At 71.8% G+C, this 17,817-nt stretch carries 18 protein-coding genes; 9 read left to right on the plus strand and 9 right to left on the minus strand.

Annotation, left to right across the window (positions count from 1 at the left end; translation table 11 throughout):
* From BMG523DRAFT_RS14645 to BMG523DRAFT_RS14655, 3 genes are all read right to left on the minus strand, one after another.
* Window positions 1–799, minus strand: a 799-nt coding sequence (locus tag BMG523DRAFT_RS14645; RefSeq protein WP_043591408.1) for a cbb3-type cytochrome c oxidase subunit I, incomplete at its 3' end; no start/stop codon positions are given.
* 269 nt (window positions 800–1,068) lie between these two features.
* Window positions 1,069–2,703, minus strand: coding sequence for an alkaline phosphatase (locus tag BMG523DRAFT_RS14650; protein ID WP_082456745.1), 1,635 nt, complete (start codon window positions 2,701–2,703; stop codon window positions 1,069–1,071).
* Between the two features lie 292 nt (window positions 2,704–2,995).
* The gene (locus tag BMG523DRAFT_RS14655) at window positions 2,996–3,574 is read right to left on the minus strand and encodes a suppressor of fused domain protein (RefSeq protein WP_011438193.1); all 579 of its coding nucleotides are present in this window, start codon (window positions 3,572–3,574) and stop codon (window positions 2,996–2,998) included.
* A 113-nt stretch (window positions 3,575–3,687) separates the two neighbouring features.
* On the opposite strand from BMG523DRAFT_RS14655, the gene BMG523DRAFT_RS14660 reads away from it, so the two are divergent.
* From BMG523DRAFT_RS14660 to BMG523DRAFT_RS14670, 3 genes are all read left to right on the plus strand, one after another.
* The gene (locus BMG523DRAFT_RS14660) at window positions 3,688–5,169 is read left to right on the plus strand and encodes a TerD family protein (RefSeq protein WP_011438192.1); all 1,482 of its coding nucleotides are present in this window, start codon (window positions 3,688–3,690) and stop codon (window positions 5,167–5,169) included.
* Between the two features lie 193 nt (window positions 5,170–5,362).
* On the plus strand, window positions 5,363–6,706 hold the full coding sequence (locus BMG523DRAFT_RS14665) for a CBS domain-containing protein (RefSeq protein WP_011438191.1): 1,344 nt from the start codon (window positions 5,363–5,365) through the stop codon (window positions 6,704–6,706).
* Entirely contained in the window at window positions 6,703–7,341 is a 639-nt protein-coding gene (locus tag BMG523DRAFT_RS14670; RefSeq protein ID WP_043591401.1) for a DUF1003 domain-containing protein, read from the plus strand. Before BMG523DRAFT_RS14665 ends, BMG523DRAFT_RS14670 begins: the two co-directional genes overlap by 4 nt.
* A 68-nt stretch (window positions 7,342–7,409) precedes the next feature.
* Here the strand turns inward: BMG523DRAFT_RS14670 and BMG523DRAFT_RS14675 are convergent, their stop codons facing one another.
* Entirely contained in the window at window positions 7,410–7,691 is a 282-nt protein-coding gene (locus tag BMG523DRAFT_RS14675; RefSeq protein WP_011438189.1) for a chorismate mutase, read from the minus strand.
* 403 nt (window positions 7,692–8,094) lie between these two features.
* Between BMG523DRAFT_RS14675 and BMG523DRAFT_RS14680 the strand changes: the two genes are divergently transcribed.
* Window positions 8,095–8,940, plus strand: a complete 846-nt coding sequence (locus BMG523DRAFT_RS14680) for a PD-(D/E)XK nuclease family protein (RefSeq protein ID WP_023841351.1) — start codon at window positions 8,095–8,097, stop codon at window positions 8,938–8,940.
* 126 nt (window positions 8,941–9,066) lie between these two features.
* Entirely contained in the window at window positions 9,067–10,284 is a 1,218-nt protein-coding gene (locus BMG523DRAFT_RS14685; RefSeq protein ID WP_043591402.1) for a pyridoxal phosphate-dependent aminotransferase, read from the plus strand.
* On the opposite strand, the gene BMG523DRAFT_RS14690 is transcribed toward BMG523DRAFT_RS14685, so the two are convergent.
* Window positions 10,271–10,903, minus strand: coding sequence for a hypothetical protein (locus tag BMG523DRAFT_RS14690; protein ID WP_011438186.1), 633 nt, complete (start codon window positions 10,901–10,903; stop codon window positions 10,271–10,273). The genes BMG523DRAFT_RS14685 and BMG523DRAFT_RS14690 overlap by 14 nt on opposite strands.
* A 53-nt stretch (window positions 10,904–10,956) precedes the next feature.
* Between BMG523DRAFT_RS14690 and BMG523DRAFT_RS14695 the strand changes: the two genes are divergently transcribed.
* The 3 genes from BMG523DRAFT_RS14695 (at window position 10,957) to BMG523DRAFT_RS14705 (ending at window position 12,890) form a co-directional block, all read left to right on the plus strand.
* The gene (locus BMG523DRAFT_RS14695) at window positions 10,957–11,331 is read left to right on the plus strand and encodes an antibiotic biosynthesis monooxygenase (RefSeq protein ID WP_011438185.1); all 375 of its coding nucleotides are present in this window, start codon (window positions 10,957–10,959) and stop codon (window positions 11,329–11,331) included.
* 175 nt (window positions 11,332–11,506) lie between these two features.
* On the plus strand, window positions 11,507–12,487 hold the full coding sequence (locus BMG523DRAFT_RS14700) for a ParA family protein (RefSeq protein ID WP_011438184.1): 981 nt from the start codon (window positions 11,507–11,509) through the stop codon (window positions 12,485–12,487).
* Window positions 12,488–12,494: 7 nt separating this feature from the next.
* Window positions 12,495–12,890, plus strand: coding sequence for a hypothetical protein (locus BMG523DRAFT_RS14705; RefSeq protein WP_023841352.1), 396 nt, complete (start codon window positions 12,495–12,497; stop codon window positions 12,888–12,890).
* 54 nt (window positions 12,891–12,944) lie between these two features.
* On the opposite strand, the gene BMG523DRAFT_RS14710 is transcribed toward BMG523DRAFT_RS14705, so the two are convergent.
* A complete protein-coding gene (locus BMG523DRAFT_RS14710) occupies window positions 12,945–14,621 on the minus strand; it encodes a DEAD/DEAH box helicase (protein ID WP_023841353.1) in 1,677 nt (558 codons plus the stop codon).
* Between the two features lie 501 nt (window positions 14,622–15,122).
* On the opposite strand from BMG523DRAFT_RS14710, the gene BMG523DRAFT_RS14715 reads away from it, so the two are divergent.
* Window positions 15,123–15,788 (plus strand): ferritin-like fold-containing protein, encoded by a 666-nt coding sequence (locus tag BMG523DRAFT_RS14715; protein WP_085949901.1) that lies wholly within the window; start codon window positions 15,123–15,125, stop codon window positions 15,786–15,788.
* 84 nt (window positions 15,789–15,872) lie between these two features.
* On the opposite strand, the gene BMG523DRAFT_RS14720 is transcribed toward BMG523DRAFT_RS14715, so the two are convergent.
* The 3 genes from BMG523DRAFT_RS14720 to BMG523DRAFT_RS14730 all read right to left on the minus strand — a co-directional run bounded on the left by BMG523DRAFT_RS14720 (window position 15,873) and on the right by BMG523DRAFT_RS14730 (window position 17,412).
* Entirely contained in the window at window positions 15,873–16,100 is a 228-nt protein-coding gene (locus BMG523DRAFT_RS14720) for a DUF3107 domain-containing protein (RefSeq protein ID WP_011438181.1), read from the minus strand.
* A gap of 242 nt (window positions 16,101–16,342) precedes the next feature.
* Entirely contained in the window at window positions 16,343–17,032 is a 690-nt protein-coding gene (locus BMG523DRAFT_RS14725) for a TetR/AcrR family transcriptional regulator (RefSeq protein ID WP_023841355.1), read from the minus strand.
* Window positions 17,033–17,208: 176 nt separating this feature from the next.
* Window positions 17,209–17,412 (minus strand): hypothetical protein, encoded by a 204-nt coding sequence (locus BMG523DRAFT_RS14730; protein WP_023841356.1) that lies wholly within the window; start codon window positions 17,410–17,412, stop codon window positions 17,209–17,211.
* Window positions 17,413–17,817: the final 405 nt, after the last annotated feature.

The raw sequence follows: 17,817 nt of genomic DNA on the forward strand, positions 1-17,817 counted from the left end.
ACCAGAACAGGTGCTGCCAGAGCAGCGCGCCGCCGTTGGCGGCGTCGAACACGTGCGCGCCGAAGCGCCGGTCGGCCTCCAGGGCGAGCAGCGCCGCGGCGAGCACGGGGAAGGCGATCAGCACGAGGATCGAGGTCGCCAGGAAGGTCCAGCAGAAGATCGGCAGCCGGAACATCGTCATGCCCGGGGCCCGCATCGTCAGGATCGTCGTGATCATGTTGACGGCGCCGAGGATGGTACCGACACCGGAGACCGCGAGACCCACGATCCACAGGTCCGACCCGGCCCCCGGCGAGTACACCTNGNTNTTCAGCGGCGAGTAGGCGAACCAGCCGAAGGACGCGGCGCCGTTCGGGGTCAGGAACCCAAAGATCACCGTCAGGCTGCCGAACAGGAAGAACCAGTAGGACAGCGCGTTCAGCCGCGGGAACGCCACGTCCGGCGCGCCGATCTGCAGCGGCACGAGGAAGTTCGCGAACGCGAACGCCAGCGGGGTCGCGAACATGAGCAGCATCAGCGTGCCGTGCATCGTGAAAAACTGGTTGTACTGCTCGTTGGAGAAGTACTGCAGCCCCGGGCGGGCGAGTTCCGCCCGCATCATGATGGCCAGGACACCGGCGAAGAGGAAGAACCCGAACGACGTGACGGCGTACAGGATGGCGATGTCCTTGTGGGACGTCGTCCGCAGATAGCCGAGCAAAGGGGTACGTGGCCTGGTGTGCGCGGCGACGATATCCGCTGGCTGCGTCCCGGTATCCGCCGCTCCGCCCGGTTCTCTCGGTTGGTGTAGAATCGTCACGTTCGGCTCCCGATGTTCGTCGTCCGCGCGGCGCCAGAAGGCGTGTGGAAAGCGGCGGACGGGCCGGGGAAAGGCTAACGTGGCGACCGGTGTCCTGGCCGTAGAACCGTCGAGTTTCTTCGGATTTATTCGCGATGCGCAGGCCAGTGAGGCCACCCGGTGGTCGAATTCCCGCGCCTTTTCCGATGAATCGGGTGGAAATCGGCCGGCAGGGCGCGGGCCGGCAGTGCGGGCCGGCAGGGCCGGAGCGTGCCGCCGCACGCTCGCTCTCAGGCCGGCCGCGCGCCGGGCCGCCCGTTCTCGACCACCCAGGTGGCATCCGTGGACGTGGGCGAGTGGCGATGGGCGATGTCGGCGACGACCCGCATGTCCGCGCGCCATTCGTCCGGGGTGACGCGAACGCGCGTGTAACCTCGCCGGTCACCGCGAAAATACCGGACATGCGGGTTGAGTCGGGCATTGTTCTGCCGGATGAAGTCCTCGCTGACGAGGAAGAAGGCCGAGCTGATCGAGGTGCAGACGAACTCCGTCGCGACGACCGGCGTCTCGGGCCGGTCGAAATCGACCCGGAGGTCGTTTACCCAGGCGCAGTGGATGTCACCGGAGAGCACCACCGGGTTGCGCACGCCGCTGTCGCGGATCTCCGACAGCAGCCGGGTCCGGTAGGGGCCGTACCCGTCGTTCTGATCCAGGTTGGCCAGCCGTGGTCCCTCGCCGAGGGGTAGCTGCCCGTTCAGCTGGGCCATCATCGTCTGCTGGGCGAGGACGTTCCAGCGGGTCCGCGACGTGGTCAGGCCGTCGCGCAACCAGCGTTCCTGGGCGGCGCCGGCCATCGTGCCGGCCGTGTTGTCCCGGCCCAGGGATGCGAGCCCGATGCCCTGCGGGGAGTCGCCGGGCTGCCGGGTCCGGTACTGCCGGGTGTCCATGACGTTGAACGTCACCAGGTTCCCGAACACGAACCGCCGGTAGATCCGCATGTCGGGCGATCCCGGATTCAGCTCCGCGCGGATCGGCATGTGTTCGTAGTACGCCTGGTAGGCGGCGGCACGCTGGCGGGCGAACACCGCAGGGTCCTGCCGTTGCTCCCCGGCGTCGCCGGCCTCGTCGATCAGTCCGGCGTAGTTGTTCTCGACCTCGTGATCGTCCCAGGTGACGACCCAGGGGGCCACGTGATGAGCGGCCTGCAGGGCAGGATCGGACTTGTACTGGCCGTACCGGTTGCGGTAGTCCGCCAGCGTCTGGAGTTGGTCCAGACCGGGCCGCTGCGGGGTGGTGTGCCGCCGGTCCGGGTAGTTGCTTTTCGGGTCGTACTCGTAGATGTAGTCGCCGACGTGGACGACGAGGTCCGGCGCGTCGGTGGCGATGCCGTCGAGGGCCGGCCAGTACCCGTTCTGGAAGTCCTGGCACGAGGCCAGCGCGAAGGTCAGGGCACCGCCGGTCGATTCCGGTCCCCTCCCAGGTGCCGCGGCCGTCCGGGTCCGGCCGACTGGACTGAGCACGGTGCCGGCACGGAACCGGTAGAAGTAGTCACGCTCCGGCGCGAGTCCGCGGACGTCGACGTGGACGGAATGCGCGAACGCCGTCTGCGCGGTCTGCGTGCCGGCGCGCACCACATCGCGGAAACCCTCGTCCGTCGCGATCTGCCAGTCGACCTCAATGTCCCGCGTGGGCATGCCGCCGCCCTCGGTCGGCCTCGGCGCGAGCCGGGTCCAGAGGATGACGCCGTCCGGCAACGGGTCGCCGCTGGCGACCCCGAGCCCGAAGACCCCGTCGGTGACGCCCGCGATCGGGGTGGGTGCCCGCAGGGTCGGCGCGGGGGCCGGGATCGAACCGCCGGAGCCGCCGCAGGCCGCCAGGCTCGCCCCGCCCAGCGCGGCGCCCGCCAGCCCGAGGCCGCCGAGCAGGACGGCACGGCGACGTGGATCGGCCCCCGGGTTCGTCCCGTGGCCGGACCGGGCGGCGGCGCGAGGACCGGTGCCCGGATCGGCGCGTGCCGACGGATCGGTGCCGGCCGGTCGACCAGTCTGACCGGTGGCGGCTGACGGCGAGCCGGTGGCGGCTGACGGCGAGGGCGCCCGCGGGAATCGGCGGGAACGCGGAGAGCCGGCCGCGGCGTCACGGGTCACAACTGGATGAGAGTAGTGGAAACGGATGAACTCGCGGCCCGTTCACAGCGGATCACCCCCACGCCGGGGGTCAGCCGAGATGGACCTCCCGGCGGCCGGGGTCGCGCAGATCCGTCCCGGCCGCCAGCCACCGCTGGTGCAGCGCGTCCGGGCCGTGCACCCGCTTGTAGGCGGACTCGTTGGGGGTCATCGGAAGCAGGGGGAGAAAGCGGACAGGTGCGAGCCCGGTGGCGAGATCGGGGATGAGCCCGCCGGGCTCGCCGACGAGCACCGCGGTGAACGGTGCGCCGTCCCAGAGCGGTTCCCCGAGATCCAGGCCGGACCCGGGAGCCACCGGACGGCCCTCGACCGTCGGGACGGCGGCCAGCACGGCCAACCGCCGCAGCACGCTGTCGCGCCGCCCGCGCAGGGACAGCACGAGTTCGGCCCGCGGGCCGGCGGGGTCGCGCACGGTCGTCGTCGCCGCCGTCATCGGCTCCCGGGACATACCCAGGGTGAGATAGCGGATGACGCCCGCCTGGTCCGGGCCGAACCGCAGCACCTCGATCTGGTCGGTGCCGAGGAACGTGACCGCGGCCCGACCGGTGTCCGGTCCGAAGAGCGCCGCCGCATGCTCCTCGACCGATCGCAGGATCGCGCTGTCGCTCACCAGGCCGATGCCCCGCCACGTTGTTCCATACCTGCGATCGTATGGTCGGCAGTGATCCCGGGAACCGTCGTGGCCGGTGCGGGAGTTATCGTGGTGCGACGTTGGAGGGGTTCATGGCACAGATGCTGACCAAGGGCGGCAACGCCGCGTTGCCCACTACCGACGTCCGGGTCGAGATCGCCTCGTCGAGTCCGCTGGACATCGCGGCGATCCTGGTGACCATCCACGGCAAGGTGCGCACCGACGACGACTTCGTCTTTTTCAACCAGCCGACGGGTCCCGGGGTGCGTCTCGTACCGCCGTCCGCGCTGGAGTGCACGTTGGCCGCGGTCCCGCCGGAGATGGACAAGGTGGTCGTCACCGGGAGTCTCGACGGCAGCGGGCCGGCCACCTTCGCCGCCCTGCGCGGCCTGAGCATCGTGGTGCGGGACGCGCGTGGCGGCGCCGAGCTCGTCCGCTTCGATCCGTCCGGGCTGAGCAGCGAGACGGCGCTGATTCTCGTCGAGCTCTACCGGCGCGCCGGGACCTGGAAGGTGCGGGCGGTCGGCCAAGGCTACGCCTCGGGGCTGGCCGGCATCGCGACTGACTTCGGCATCACCGTCGACGACCCCGGCACCTCCGAGGCCGCGACGCAGGTCGTGCAGCCACCCGTGGCCCCGCCCCACCCGCAGGCAGCCCCGGCACCGTACGGCACGCCCCCGGGCGGTCGGCAGTGGGGTCCGCCGCCTCCCGCGCCGACCCCGGCGGGGGGCCCGCGGTGGGGGTCGCAGCCGGGCGGTCAGCAGTGGGGTCCGCCGCCTCCCGCGCCGGGAGCGCCCGGTCAGCCGCAGTGGGGGACACCGCAGCCCCCGCCCGGTCAACAGTGGGGTCCGCCGCCGCCCCCGCCCGCTCAGCCGCAGTGGGGTCCGCCGCCCGCGCCGACCCCGGCGGGGGGCCCGCAGTGGGGGTCGCAGCCGGGCGGTCAGCAGTGGGGTCCGCCGCCTCCCGCGCCGGGAGCGCCCGGTCAGCAGGGTGGCCGGGTGAACCTGGACAAGGGGCGGGTATCGCTCGCCAAGGGGCAGAGCGTCTCGCTGGTGAAGACCGGCGCGCCGCCGCTCACCCGGGTCCGGATGGGCCTTGGGTGGGATCCGGCCCAGCACGGGAAGTCGATCGACCTCGACGCGTCCTGCATCCTGTTCGACGAGCGCGGCAAGGACGTCGACAAGGTCTGGTTCATGTCCAAGAAAGGCGCCCGGGGAGCCGTGCGCCACTCCGGGGACAACCTGACCGGCCATGGCGAAGGGGACGACGAGACAATCTTGGTCGATCTCGGTGCCCTGCCGGGGAACGTCGTCACCCTGATCTTCACGGTGAACAGTTTCCAGGGACAGACCTTCGTCGAGGTGCGTAACGCCTACTGCCGGTTGTATGACGATCTCACCGGGCAGGAGCTTGTCCGGTTCGACCTGTCCGACTCCAAGCCGTCCACCGGACTGGTGATGTGCCGGGTGCAGCGCGATCGCGGGGCTCCCACCTGGTCGATGACGGCGATCGGGGAGTTCCATGACGGCAAGACCGTCCGCGCCATGGTCAATCCGTCGAGGCAGTACCTGTAGGCAGTGCCTGTAGGCCGATCCCCGGCCCCGGAACGCCGGGCGGTTTGCCGGCGGCCCGCGCGACGGTGTTGATCCGGCCGACCTCTCCGGGTTGTGGGATGTCCCGGGCCGGGTAACCTCCGGCCGTGAACAGGTCTGCAGCGCCGTCGTGGGCCGGTGTGTTGCACTTCGCAGGCATCGCCCGGTGATGGGCATGGTCTCCCGCCCGGCCCCGTCCCGCGTCTACTGCCGCCGGCTGGCGGGCCTGCTCGTCCTGGACCCGAACGGCGACCAGGTCGGCAGGGTGCGCGATGTGATCGCGACGCTGCGACTCGGGCATGAGCCGCCCCGCGTCCTGGGCCTGGCCGTCGAGGTCCAACGCCGACCGATCTTCGTGCCGATGAGCCGGGTCACCGGGGTGGAGTCGGGCGCGGTGGTGCTGTCCTCGGCCCGGCTGAGCTGGCGGCGTTTCCAACAGCGCCCGAACGAGACCCGGGTGCTCGGCGAGCTGCTCGACCGGCGGGTGACGCTCATCTCGTCCGGTGTCGAGGTGACCGTCGTCGACGCCGCGATCGAACTGGTCCGCGGCGGCGACTGGGTGCTCGACCAGGTGGCGGTGCGGGTCGGCCGGGGCCGGCGCGGCGAGGTGAAGACGGTTGCCTGGGACGAGGTCACCGGCTTCTCGCTGCCCGAGGAGGGGCAGGGGGCCGCGAACCTGCTCGCTGCGTTCGAGAAGCTGCGGCCCGCCGACCTCGCGTCGCTGCTGCATGACCTGTCCGAGAAACGGCGCGCGGAGGTCGCCGCCGCCCTTGACGACGAGCGGCTTGCCGACGTCCTCGAGGAGCTGCCGGAGGACGAGCAGGTCGAGCTGCTCGGGGGACTCGCCGACGAGCGGGCCGCCGACGTGCTGGAGGCGATGGGCCCCGACGACGCGGCGGACCTGCTGGGCGAGCTGCCCGCCGACGACGCGGAGCGTCTCCTGCGGCTGATGGAGCCCGACGAGGCCGCCGGCGTGCGCCGTCTGCTGCTCTACGCCGACGACACGGCCGGCGGCATGATGACCAGCGAGCCGGTCGTGCTCGCCCCGAACGCGACGGTCGCCGAGGCGCTGGCCCGCATCCGCGAACCCGAGCTTTCCCCGGCGCTCGCCGCGCAGGTCTACGTGGTGCGTCCGCCCTACGAGACGCCCACCGGCCGCTACCTCGGTCTCGCCCACTTCCAGCGGCTGCTGCGTGAGCCGCCGGCGACCCTGGTCGGTGGCGTGATCGACGTCGACATCGCCTCGCTGCGGCCGGAGACCCCGCTGGCCGAGGTCACCCGTCATCTGGCGTCCTACAACCTGGTGGCGGCACCGGTTCTCGACCGCGCCGGCCGGCTCGTCGGCGTCGTCACCGTCGACGACGTGCTCGACCACCTGCTTCCCGCGAACTGGCGGGAGCGACAGCTCGACGCGGACGTGGATGCGCGGGCGACCCCCGGGGCACTGACTCCGCCCGCCGCGGGCGACGTGGAACCAGGCTCCCGCGGTGAGGCGGGCAGCTCCCCGGCCGCCTCATGAGACGTCTGGGAGGTCTGGGAGGTCTGGGAGGTCTGGGACGTCTGGGAGGTCTGGGACGTCTGGGAGGTCTGGGACGTCTGGGACGCCGCCGGCCGCGAGGCGCCCGCCTCGATCAGCCGCGGCTGTCCCGGCGGTCCGCCCTGCGCTCCGCCTACGAGCCGGACGCCTTCGGGCGGATCGCGGAGCGGGTGGCGCGTTTCATCGGCACGGCCCGGTACCTCGTTGCGCAGAGCGTCGTGATTGTGCTGTGGGTCGCTTACAACATCATCGCCCCGCAGTCCGTCCGGTTCGACAATTTCCCGTTCATCTTTCTGACGTTGGTCCTGTCGCTGCAGGCCGCGTACGCGGCACCGCTCATCCTGTTGGCGCAGAACCGCCAGGATGACCGGGACCGCGCGAACCTCGCCCAGGACCGCGAGCAGACCATCCGTAACCGCGAGGACACCGAATACCTCGCCCGCGAACTGGCCGCGATGCGCATCACGATCGGCGAGCTCGCCACCCGGGACTTTCTGCGTTCGGAGCTGCGGGGGTTGCTCGCGGAGCTGGAGGGGCCGGACGGTGACCGGGCGAAGGACCGCGACCGGGAACGCCGACGGCGGCGGGGGGGCGAGCGTTCGTTACGTCCGCCGTGATGATCGGGCCGGTGCGGCGGGCTGGTGCGAACGGCGGCCGCGCGCCGCACCGGCGGATACCCGGGTGCCTACCGCACGGTACCGCGGCAGAGCGTCAGCACCGCCATCGCGATCTCGACCCCACGAGGCCCCAGCTTGTCCGCCCAGATCGCGATGATCTCGTTCTCCCGGGCGTGCTGGATGCGAGGCCCGCCCTCGGCCGAGCGCAGCGCTTGGATCTGCTGGGACAGATCCCGCCGGGTCGCGACGAGATCACGCAGCTGAGCATCGATGTCATCGATGAGCTGTCGTCCCTCGTCGATCGAGGCGATGGCCGGCGCGGTGCTGGGGGCGTCGACGACGTTCTCCACAAGTGGGCCTTTCGGTCGGAGGCCCGGCGCACCCCAGGCCGAGACAACCCGGAGGCGGACCGGGCCTGGGTCTGGCGCTTGTGCCGCGTGAGATCAGCGGCGGAGCGGGGACCGTGCCCGGTCCCCATAAAACAGCCGTAGCGACGTGCCGTGACATGCGAGTCGGCGGCACGTGAGTCGACTGCACTGCATGGCAAGAGCATGCCAGCCGCGCGCCGATTCGTCCAGGAGCCTGATCTCTTGGGTACCCTCCACCCTGGCTCTTGGGTAACCCCCACCCCGACTAATCCCTCGCCTTGATTAACCCCTCGCCTTGATTAACCCCTCGCCTTGACTCGGGCGGCGCCGCCCGAGCGGGCGTCCGGTAACCGAGGCGAGGCCGGTAGAGACTATAGAGTGAGTGATGGCGCAACTGGAGCTCACCGGCCTGCCCCGCCGGCTTTTTTCCTGCACGCCGTCGCGGCTGGCGGCCTTCGAGGACTGCCCCCGCCGGTACCGGATGACGTATCTGGACCGGCCGCGGCCGCCCAAGGGGCCGCCCTGGGCGCACACCTCCTTCGGCGTCAGCGTGCACAACGCGCTGCGACGCTGGTGGGAGGGGCCGATCGAGCAACGGGTCCCACAGCGGGCCGCGGCGCTGTTGCGGTTGCTGTGGGTCGACGAGGGTTTCCGGGACGGTGAGCAGTCGTACCGGTGGCGCGAGCGCGGCGCGCGGATGGCGCATGACTATGTCGCGCACCTCGATCCGGCGGCCGAGCCGCGCGGGGTCGAGCGTTCGGTCGCGGCCCGTACCGAGGCGCTGGCCTTCTCCGGACGGGTGGACCGTCTCGACGACCGGGACGGGGAGCTGGTCGTCGTCGACTACAAGACCGGACGCCGGCCGGTCACCGACGACGATGCGCGATCGTCCCCGGCGCTCGCGCTCTACGCCCTGGCCGCCGGGCGGATGCTGCGCCAACCATGCCGGCGGGTCGAGCTGCACCACGTGCCCAGTGGGCGGGTCGCGGCCGCCGAGCACACCGAGGCGAGCATCGCCCGGCACGTGCGGCGGGCGGAGTCGGTCGCGGCGGACGCCGTGCGCGCGACGGAGGCCCTGCGGGCGGGTGAGGATCCGCAACGGGCGTTTCCGCCGAGCCCCGGCCCCCTGTGCTCGTGGTGCGATTTCCGCAGCCACTGCCCCGAGGGGCAGGCGGCCGGCCCCGAACGCCAGCCCTGGGACGCCCTCGGCGACGAGGGCGACGAGGACTGAGGCATCGGCGTACCAGGGCGCCGGCGACCGGCGGGTCGGCCCGGACACCGGGTCGGCCCGGACACCGGGTCGGCCCGGACACCGGGGCGCCGGACACCGGGCCGGGAGAGGCGTCATCATGAGACGGTGCCCGACCAGACCGCCACGCCCGCCCGGCCGCGGGTCTCCGCGAAGGCCGCGACCTTCACCGAATCGGTGATCCGGGAGATGACCCGGCTCGCTCTCGCGCACGACGCCGTGAACCTCGCGCAGGGCTTCCCCGACTTCGCCTGCCCGCCGCAGCTCAAGGAGGCGGCCAAGGCCGCCATCGACGCGGACGTGAACCAGTACGCCATCACGTGGGGAGCCGCGGAGTTCCGCGCCGCCGTTGCCGCGAAGGTGGCCGGAACCTACCCGGGCTGGTCGGTCGACCCCGACACCGAGATCTGTGTGACCTGCGGCTCCACCGAGGCGATGATCGCGGCGATGCTTGCGCTGGTCGACCCCGGCGACGAAGTGATCATGTTCGAGCCGTTCTACGAGAACTACGGCCCGGACGCGATCCTCTCCGGCGCCCGGCCGAAGCTCGTCCGCCTGCATGCCCCGGACTGGACGATCGACGAGGCGGAGCTGCGTGCGGCGTTCTCCGACCGCACCCGCGCCATCGTGCTGAACACCCCGCACAACCCGAGCGGCAAGGTGCTGCGCCGCGCCGAATTGGACCTCGTCGCCGAGCTCTGCCAGCGCCACGACGCGCTCGTGTTCACCGACGAGATCTACGAGCACATCCATTACCTGGGCCCGGGCGGCCACATCCCGCCGGCCACCGTTCCCGGGTTGGAGGACCGCACCGTCACCATCAATGCGCTGTCCAAGACCTACGCGGTGACCGGCTGGCGGGTCGGCTGGACGATCGCGCCCGCCGCCTACACCTCGGCGATCCGCAAGGTGCACGACTTCCTCACCGTCGGGGCGGCGGCACCGTTGCAGGCCGGCGGGGTGGCGGCGATGAACCTGCCGCAGACGTACTACGTCGATCTCGCCCGGCAGTACCGGGAACGGCGGGACCTGCTCTGCGCGGCCCTCGCCCGGACCGGCTTCACCTTCCGGGAACCGGACGGGGCGTACTACGTGATGTGCGACACCCGCGCGCTCGACCCGGCCGGTGACGACGTGGCCTTCGCTCGCCGGCTGGCCACCGGGATCGGGGTCGCCACCGTTCCCGGCTCGTCGTTCTTCGCGGACCCGGCGGACGGCCGCCACATCATCCGGTTCGGCTTCCCCAAGAAGCTCACGACCCTGGAGGCCGCGGCGCGGCGGCTTGCCCGTCTCACCCCGGCGGCTACCCCGGCTACCCCGGGTTGAGGCCTGTCCCAGGCGGCTGGGGCATCGGGTAGCCGGCTTCGGCCGCCCGGGTATGCCCCGCGTGCAGCTCCCGGTCCAGCGCTGTCAGCTGACCGTGTGTCCCGCCGCGCAGCGATCGGCCGGCCAGTCGCGGGCGAGCGGCCATCTCATCGGGCGACGGCGGCGCGTACCGCCCGCGCAGGTATTCCCCGATCCACCGGGCCTGGGCGGCCGCGAGCCGCGCGGGACCCGCGACATGGAACAGCCAGGGAACCTCGAGATCGAAGACCTCGCCGAAACGGGCCGAGCCCGTCCCGGCCGGACCTAGCCGCGCCGCCGGGCCGGTGAGCACCACGGCCTCGAAAACGCCGAGCGGGTGGGCTTCGCCATCCGGCTGGGGAGCGCCATGCACCTCAAAAGGCGGACCGAGCGCGGCGGCTCCGACCAGGCGCAACGTAGCGGGAGTCACGGCGACGACACGATCAGTCAGATCGTGCGTGGCGAGTTCGGCGAGGGACGGCGGCGGCGCGGGGCCCTCGGAGAACGCGGTGACGGTCAGCCCACCGTCGGCGAGTGTGATTGTCGCGGCGGCTCCGGCGGCATCGAGACCGAGGACGGCGACACGGGGAAGACCTGGCACGTCGGGGGACTCTAGCGGTGCGGTGATGGATCCCGCGCACTACGGTTGAAGACATGAGCGTTGTCAAGATCAACGTGTTGACCGTGCCCGCAGAGCTGCGAGACACCCTGGAGAAGCGGTTCGCCGGCCGCGCCGGGATGGTGGAGCAGGCCGACGGGTTTGAATGGTTCGAGCTGCTGCGCCCGATCGAGGGCACGGACACCTACCTCGTCTACACCCGTTGGCGTAGCGAGGAGGACTTCCAGAAGTGGCAGTCCTCGCAGGCGTTCGGTGAGGGCCACCGGCAGGCCGCGGAGCAGACCGCGGCCGGTCAGGGCGCTCCGGCGGGCCACGGGGCCCCGGCGGGGGGGCAGGGTGCCCCCGCGGCCACCGCGGCCACGCTGTGGTCGTTCGAGGTGGTGCAGACCGCCGCCCCCGCCTCGAACTGACCCGCGCCCGGCGGCGCACACCGGATGAGACGAGTGGTACCCCGGGATCCACCGGGGTTGCGGATGGCTGGTCGGTGTCCGACTTAGGGTGATTGCGGAGTGGCCTCGGGGGCGCGTCGAGATTTTCGCTCGTCAAGTGTTGTGACGGATCGGTCACGCCCCCACACTGATCGGTGTGGCCCGAGTACTCGCTGTTGCGAATCAGAAGGGCGGCGTTGCCAAGACGACCTCCGTGTCGAGTCTCGGTGCCGCGCTGTGCGAGCTGGACCGTCGGGTCCTGCTGGTCGATCTCGACCCACAGGCATGTCTGACCTTTTCGCTCGGGCTGGATCCGGATGCCCTCGAACTGTCGGTGCACGACGTCCTGTTGGGACGGTTGTCCGCCGGCATCATCATCACCAGGACACCGGACGGCACCGATCTGCTGCCCGCGACCATCGAGCTGGCGGGTTGCGAGGCGGTACTGCTGTCACGCACCGGGCGGGAGCACGCGCTGCGGCTCGCCCTCGCCGAGATCGTCGACGAGTACGACTTCATCCTCATCGACTGCCCGCCCTCCCTGGGCGTGCTCACCATCAACGGGTTGACGGCGGCGGACGAGGTCATCGTGCCGCTGCAGTGCGAGACGTTGTCCCACCGCGGCGTCGGCCAGCTGTTGGACACGGTGCACGACGTGCAGCGGCTGACCAATCCCGGCCTGCGGGTCCGCGGCGTGCTGCCGACCTTGTTCGACGGTCGCACGGCGCACTGCCGGGCGGTGCTCGCCGACGTCTCCGCCCGGTACGACATCGCGGTGCTGGCGCCGCCGGTAGCCCGCTCGGTGCGCTTCGCCGAGGCGCCGGGAACGGGGCGGTCCATCCTGACGACCGCACGGCGCTCCAAGGGGGCCGAGGCCTACCGGTCGCATGCCCGTGCCATCGCCGGGGTTGCGGGGGTGGGCACGGCTGCCGGCATCGCTGGCATCGCTGGCATCGCTGACCCTGCCGGAACCGCGGTTGGACAGGCCGCCGAAACCGTTGACGGCCCGGGGGCCACCTCGCCCGGTCGGCGGCAACGCCCTCGGGAGGGGGACGGCCAACCCGCGGGCATGCGGGACCATTCCCGCCCTCCGGTGCAGGTCGGCGAACCGACCTGCACCGGAGAGGTGCGGGTGTGAGCCGACGGTGAACGAGCTCGGGCGGACACCCGGCCGGGTGCCGGGCGGGAGGCAGGCGCAGGACCGGGCGACGGCCGGGTTCGACCGGCTGCGTCCGCGTGGCGCCCGGTCTCCCCTGGTCACTCCGGTTCGCGCGAGATCAACGGTGGGTCGCGACGCGCATGGAAAGCGTGCGTTGTACAGCGGCGTCCGCCCCGTGACACCGCCGAACACCAGCCTGACCGTCAACTGCTCCCGATGCGGGCAGACCAGCTCCCTCGGCGCCTGGCACGCGCTGCGCGTCCTGACGCCGAGCGTCCATCTACCGCTGGTCCGGCTCCGGCATCCCTCCTTGGTGCGCTGTCCCTCGTGCCGGCGGCTGAGCTGGGTCCGGCTGGGCCTGCATTTTCGGCCCGCGGGCTGACGACCCCCGCGGACCGGCGACCCCCGCGGGTATGCGGGGCCGGGGGCCGGGGTGTCAGGCCGACTCGGCTCGGGGTGGCGCGTCGGCGTCGGCCTCGGTGCCGTCGCCGGCCTCCCGCATCGTGCCCGTGCCGCGGCCACGGTTGCCGCGCCGCCGGCGCCGGCGGCGCGGCGACTCCTCGGCCTCGACGCCCGTCTCCGAGGCCAGGGCGGAGACGACGCGGGCGGTGTCGGTGTCCGTGTCGGTGAGCGGGGCGGTCCCGGTGAACTCGACCAGCCCGGTCTGCCCGGCACCGTCCACCACGGGTGCGCCGGCCTTCCGGCCGTCCTCGTCGACCGGGTCCGCCGGGTCCGCCGGGTCCGCGGCGATGGCCAGCCCCGCACCCGCGGCCGCCGCACCACCGCCGCGGGTGCGCCGACGGGCGCGAGTCCGGGTCGGCACCGCCGCCGGCTCGGAACGGTCCTGGTCACGCCCGGTCCGCGAGCCGCGGCGCCCGCCGCGACCGGACTGCCCGAGATCCTCGATGTCCTCGGCCGCGAGCCCGGCGCGGGTCCGCGCCGCGTGCGGCAGGGTGCCCTTCGCGCCCGCCGGGATGCCGAGCGCCTCGTACAGGTGGGGGGAGGTGGAATAGGTTTCCACCGGGCCATCGAACGGCAGGGCGAGCGCCTTGTTGACGAGCGTCCACCGCGGCAGGTCGTCCCAGTCGACGAAGGTGATGGCCACCCCGCTCTCGCCCGCCCGACCGGTGCGGCCGATGCGGTGCAGATAGACGTTCTCGTCTTCGGGGCACTGGTAGTTGACCACGTGGGTGACACCGTTGATGTCGATGCCCCGGGCGGCCACGTCGGTGGCGACCAGGACGTCGACCTTGCCGGAGCGGAAGGCGCGCAGCGCCTGCTCGCGCTGGCCCTGGCCCAGGTCGCCGTGCACCGCCGCGGCCGCGAAGCCGCGCTTGGCGAGGTCCTCGGCGACCTTGTCCGCGGTGCGCCTGGTCCGCACGAACACCATGGCGAGCCCCCGGCCGCCGGCCTGCAGGACCCGGGCCAGCACCTCCATCTTGTCCAGCGCGTGGGCGCGGAAGACGTGCTGACGGGTGGTCGGGACCGTGCGCCCCTCATCCGGCTGTTCCGCGCGGACGTGCACGGGCCGTTTCATGAACCGCCGGGCCAGGGAGATGACCGGGCCGGGCATGGTCGCGGAGAACAGCATCGTCTGCCGCTCGGTCGGCAGCTGCGACATGATGCGCTCGACGTCCGGCAGGAAGCCGAGGTCGAGCATCTCGTCGGCCTCGTCGAGCACCAGGGTGCCGACGCCGGCCAGGTCGAGCACGTGCTGGCGGGCGAGATCCAGCAGGCGGCCGGGCGTGCCGACGACGATGTCGACCCCGGCGCGCAGCGCGGACAGCTGCGGCTCGTAGGCACGCCCGCCGTAGACGGACAGCACCCGCAGGCCACGGCGGGCGCCGGCGCGGGTGACGTCCGCGGTCACCTGGACGCACAGCTCACGGGTGGGCACCACGACGAGGGCCTGCGGACGGCCGTCGGCACCCTCCTTGGCCGCCAGCACCGTCTGCACCACCGGGACGCCGAACGCGAGGGTCTTGCCGGTGCCGGTGCGGGCCTGCCCGATGATGTCGTTGCGGGCCAGGGCGAGTGGAAGCGTCAACTCCTGGATGGGGAAAGCGTGCACGATGCCCGCTTCGGTCAGGGCCGAGACGGTCTCGGCGCGCACGCCGAGCTCCGCGAAGGTCGGTGCCGCCGGGGACCCGGGGGTGGAGGGGGTGGTTTGTGGCTCGTAGGGAGTCAGATCATCTGTGGGTACTTCAGCTGTGACGGACAGCGGGACGCTCCTGGTCTTCTCTGAGCGGTGTCTACGCTGAACCCGCTCGCGGTGAGCCGCGCGGCGCCCGCGACCCGAAAATCCATGTGCCCCGGTGCCCTCGATGGCAACTCTGGGTGCACAGGTGACGAGGCGACGCCTGCTACACGGCGGCCGAGGTGACATAACGACCCCTGGCTGCCCCCAGCATAGCCGGTGTAACCCCGGGTGGGGGCTCCTTGGCAGGAGTGTTTGCCGACAGCGACTGCGGCGGGTGTCAGAATCGCGCCTGTGGCACAGACGACACGGACCCCGACCGGCCCGGCGACACCCATCGCCATCACCGCCCCCGGTCAGGTAGGTGACTCTGACAATCGGGTGCCCCCGTCCCCGGATGCCGGACCCGCACCGACCGTGGACCAGGCGACCGTGGACCAGGCGACCGTGGACCAGGCGACCGTGGATCTGCTGGGCCTGCTCGCCTACGGCGAGCTGACCGCCTTCGAGCGCATGGCCACCGACGCGCGGATGTCACCGACCGTTGCCGACAAGATCGCCCTGGCGAAGATGGCCGCCGCCGAGTTCGCCCATTTCCAGGCCATCAGCGACGAGCTGGACCGGCTCGGCGTCGACCGGGAGCTCGCGATGGCCCCGTTCATCGCGCCACTGACCGCCTTCCACAACTCGACCGCCCCGGCCGACTGGCTGGAGAGCCTCGTGAAGGCCTACGTGGGGGACAACATCGCGGCGGACTTCTATCGCGAGATCGCGGCGCGGCTTCCGTCACCGTCACGCGAACTGGTTCTGAAGGTGCTCGACGACACCGGGCACGCAGCCTTCGCGGTCGAGCGGGTGCGCGCGGCGATCAGCGCCAACCCGACGGTGGCCGGGCGGCTGGCGCTGTGGGCCCGTCGGCTCGTCGGTGAGGCGCTCACGCAGGCCCAGCGGGTCGGGGTCGATCGCGACGCGCTCACCGGGCTGTTGGTCGGGGTTGGCGACCTGGAGGCGCTGGCGGCGATCTTCAACCGCATCATGGCGGCGCATGGCCGGCGGATGGCGGCACTGGGCCTGTCCGCCTGATCCGGGCCCGCCGACCGGCGCGGCGACGCCGGTCGGCTCCCCGGCGGGCCGGCCGGCGGACCGCTGCCGGTGGTCGGCCGGGACCTAGACGGCGCCGAAGCCCACCCGTCGAGTCGTGGTCGCGGCGATCTCCACATAGGCCAGCGACGCGATCGGCATTATCACCTGCCGGCCCTTGTCGTCGACGAGGGTCAGCACCCCGTTGTCGGCCTTGACCGCCTCATTCACCAGCGCGGCGACAGCCTCCGGGGACTGGCTGCTCTCCAGCACCAGCTCCCGACTGACCTGCCGGACGCCGATCTTGACCTCCACCCGATGACCTCCGCCTTCGTCGGACCTACCGTCGGCGGACGAGCGCCGCCGATCTTGGATCACCGCCCACACTATGGCTTCCGGGACTTCTCCACCGCGGCAGGGGCGGCGTGTTCGCTCCGGGCACATCCGCTCACCCGGCAAACGCTTGCCCGATGCGCCCGTTACACCCGTTACACCCGTTACACCCGTTACACCCGTTATGCCCGGCGCGCCCGTTACACCCGATGTGCCGGACGACGTCAGCCGGCGGGGGGGACCTCCTCGTGCGGCTCCGTGTTCGTGCGCGCGGCATCCCGGTGCTCCTGGCGGGGGTAGCCGCCGATGCCGCGCCAGGCCAGCTCCACCATCGACTCGATGGCCCGTTCCTTTTCCACGGTGGCACCGCGGACCAGCCACCAGCGCGACGCCGTCTCGGCCAGCCCAACCAGCCCGACCGCGAGCAGGTCGGCCTCGTCCTGGGGCAGCCCGGTGTCGGCGACGATCGTCGCGGCGATGGCCCGCACGCACTGGGCGAAGGCGGTCTCGATGCGCTGGCGGACCGCGGGCTCGTTGCGCAGGTCCGACTCCAGCACGAGCTGGTGTGCCCCAGAGGGGTCGTTGACGAAGTCGAAGTACGCTCGGATGGACCGGGCGATGCGCGCGTGGTTGTCCGAGGTGGAGGCGAGCGCGTCCTGGACGCTCGTCACCAGCTGGGTGGCGTGCTCGTCGAGCAGCGCGAGATAGAGCTCGAGCTTGCCGGGGAAGTGCTGGTACAGCACCGGTTTGCTGACGCCGGCCCGCTCGGCGATCTCGTCCATCGCCGCTGCGTGGTAGCCCTGGGCGACGAAGACCTCGCGGGCGGCTCCCAGAAGCTGGAAGCGGCGCGCGGTGCGGGGGAGCCGGGGAGCCCTGCCCGGTCGTGCGTCGGGCGGGGCTGGCTCGGCGGTCACCGGCGCACCTCCTGGCTGATGGCGCACCTCCTGGTTGATGCGGTCAACAGTACCCGCGGGGTCCGACCGGCCGGCGTTCGTCGAAACGAAACCAGCCGGCCTGCTCGTCGCTCGCGCGGGGTGGCGCTGGGTCGCTGGTGGTCGGGTCGTTGGTGGTCGGGTCGCTGGTGGTCGGGTCAGCGGTAGTCGTCGTCCTCGTCGGTCTCGACCACGATGCTCTGCTCGACGACGTCGTACTCGTCGGCCTCGACGGGTGGCGCCGAAGGTAGCCAGCGCGGCGCCGGGCCGGCCGGACGTATCTCCCGGGCCTGCTCGACGGCGTCGGCGTCGGGCGCCTCGATCGGAAGATCGGATGCCGGAAGGTCGGTGGGTGCTCCCATGGGGACGTCCTCCTGCGCTCATCGTTATGGCGACCCGCTGGGGCGGGCGCCGGAAATGGACGATCCGAACCTGTCCGGGGTCCGGATCGCGATGTGCCCGGAACGGGTGGCCCTCACGCGCCATCGGCCGGGCCGGCCTCGTCACGGACGTGGCGGTGGCGTCCGTCACTCATCCCACTCCCCGCTCCCGCGCCGTTCCCGGCTCCGTGTCCCGCTCGCACCAGGCTTCCCGTCCTGGGTACGTTCCGCCCTCCTGCACATATATCCCCCGCCGGTCGTCGGTGTTCTCCGGTGTGTCTCCAGGGCGGCTGGCGTCCTGGAGATCTTCACCTGTTGATAGGTTCAAGCTTTTCGCCTGTCTGGCTTACTCGTGGGCTTCCGGTGGGACACCATAGGGGTACGTGA

Origin of the sequence: Frankia sp. BMG5.23 (genome assembly GCF_000685765.2) — a bacterium.
GTDB lineage: Bacteria > Actinomycetota > Actinomycetes > Frankiales > Frankiaceae > Frankia > Frankia casuarinae.